Annotated in this window: 4 protein-coding genes; 3 read left to right on the forward strand and 1 reads right to left on the reverse strand. The window is 38.7% G+C overall.

From position 1 onward, the window contains the following. Positions 1-343, reverse strand: a 343-nt coding sequence (locus I4641_RS23705) for a transposase (RefSeq protein WP_229643048.1), incomplete at its 3' end; no start/stop codon positions are given. A gap of 181 nt (positions 344-524) precedes the next feature. Between I4641_RS23705 and I4641_RS23710 the strand changes: the two genes are divergently transcribed. From I4641_RS23710 to I4641_RS23720, 3 genes are all read left to right on the forward strand, one after another. Next, on the forward strand, positions 525-740 hold the full coding sequence (locus tag I4641_RS23710) for a hypothetical protein (RefSeq protein WP_229643049.1): 216 nt from the start codon (positions 525-527) through the stop codon (positions 738-740). A 147-nt stretch (positions 741-887) separates the two neighbouring features. Continuing rightward, complete coding sequence (locus I4641_RS23715) at positions 888-1172, forward strand: type II toxin-antitoxin system Phd/YefM family antitoxin (protein ID WP_369426882.1); 285 nt, start codon at positions 888-890, stop codon at positions 1170-1172. Positions 1173-1206: 34 nt separating this feature from the next. Further along, the gene (locus tag I4641_RS23720) at positions 1207-1494 is read left to right on the forward strand and encodes a Txe/YoeB family addiction module toxin (RefSeq protein WP_369426883.1); all 288 of its coding nucleotides are present in this window, start codon (positions 1207-1209) and stop codon (positions 1492-1494) included. The last annotated feature ends 108 nt before the right edge of the window (positions 1495-1602 follow it).

Raw genomic sequence — 1602 nt, forward strand, 5'->3', positions numbered from 1 at the left:
TTTTCTTTTCTGGCGCAAAAATTCCGCCTCTTTTTTTCAAAATGAGAATTGCTGGACCTTGACTATCGGCGATCGCTAAAATTCGACTTTTTAAATGCTCAAATGTCCCGTCTTCTTGCCAGCGTTTTAACCAGCGATGTGCTGAACTTTTTGATGCCCATTGTTTTCCTTGAGGCACATCACACCATCGACATCCAGTGATTAAAATGTACAGCAATGTGTTTAAAACATAGCGAAAAGGTGTACGAGGCATTCCTCGCGATCGCTTTTCTGAATTTTCGGGAAAAACATCTTGAAACAGCTTCCACTCTAAATCGTTTAATCCTTCAAATCTCCCTGGCATAATAAAGTTTTAACCAAACGACCTTATTATTTTATCAACTATTAGTGGGATAGGTTCTTGGACAAAGATTGGAAGTAATCCCGATTCATTTGAGCTAAATCTTCTTTGCTTAGTCGAGCCAGGGATGATTAGCTTACAGCAATATGAGCGCAGCAAATTACTCTTTTTTTGAGGGGGGGGAGTGAACGCTTACCTTCAAGGAGATTGGGGAAGTCAGAATGTGACTGTTGATGATGAAAGAGATAAGCCTAACGGCATGGCTACGCGACGCGACAATCAGGAGGTAGATAAAGGGGCAGTATTTAGACATTGGTACGATTTAGCCCGAAAGTTAGGATATTGCTCTGGACAAGAGATGAGAGAGGAAGAACAGTGGGTTTGCCTATCTGGGAGTTGAGAGAGATGGGAAGGTGCGGTTAATCGAGGGTACTCACTTGAGTATCTCAAGAAAATAATGAAACGAAATGATGGGAAGTAAACACAAAAAGCAGATATTCAACGTACAATAAAGTTGTACAAGAATAGTTGTAAAAGATAAGCAATGATGTTGAGTAAGGAAACAAGCTATTCAAAGGCTAGAGCAAATTTAGCGAGTATTTTAGATGAAGTAGTAGATCAAAAACAGATATTTGTAGTGAAGCGACGCAATGGTAAAAACGTGGCGTTAATTGCGGAAGATGAATTATCTAGCTTATTAGAATGCGTTCACCTGTTGAGATCGCCTGAAAATGCCCGAAGATTACACAGTGCATTGGAATGGTCTGAAAAGGAGGAGACTCAGCCTCAGACAATAGAGGAATTAAAGCAGGAGTTAGGAATTGAGTCTTAAGAAAAAGAAAAAAAGACAAAAATCTAATGGAGAAATTCAAAATGTGGAAAAGAAAGGATTTATCCCTCTATTTAGCCCTGATTTCAAGTTGGATTTACGGTGGTGGTATCAAAACGAACCAAAGAAGGGAGACAAAATTATGGACTTAGTGGCAGATATTTTGAATGGAGAACCATTTAAGGGAATTGGAAAACCAGAGCCTCTTAAATATATAGCCTCTGATACATGGTCACGTAGGATAGATTTAGAACATCGTTTGGTATATAAAGTAAAAGAGAATAGAGTGTATTTTTTACAGGCTCGTTATCATTACAAACCATGACTTATAGGACTTACGCATTGACAGAAAAATTTAAATCTGCGGTATTGGTTTTGGGTAAGCTTAGACGCACCTAGTTTAGGTTATAATCAGGGAAAAAAAAGAGCGATC

The organism is Waterburya agarophytonicola KI4 (genome assembly GCF_020640915.1).
GTDB classification, from domain to species: Bacteria; Cyanobacteriota; Cyanobacteriia; order Cyanobacteriales; family Xenococcaceae; genus Waterburya; species Waterburya agarophytonicola.

Excerpts from the sequence above, each read along its gene's own strand:
- I4641_RS23715 (WP_369426882.1), top strand. The coding sequence starts at position 888 with ATGTTGAGTAAGGAAACAAGCTATTCAAAGGCTAGAGCAAATTTAGCG.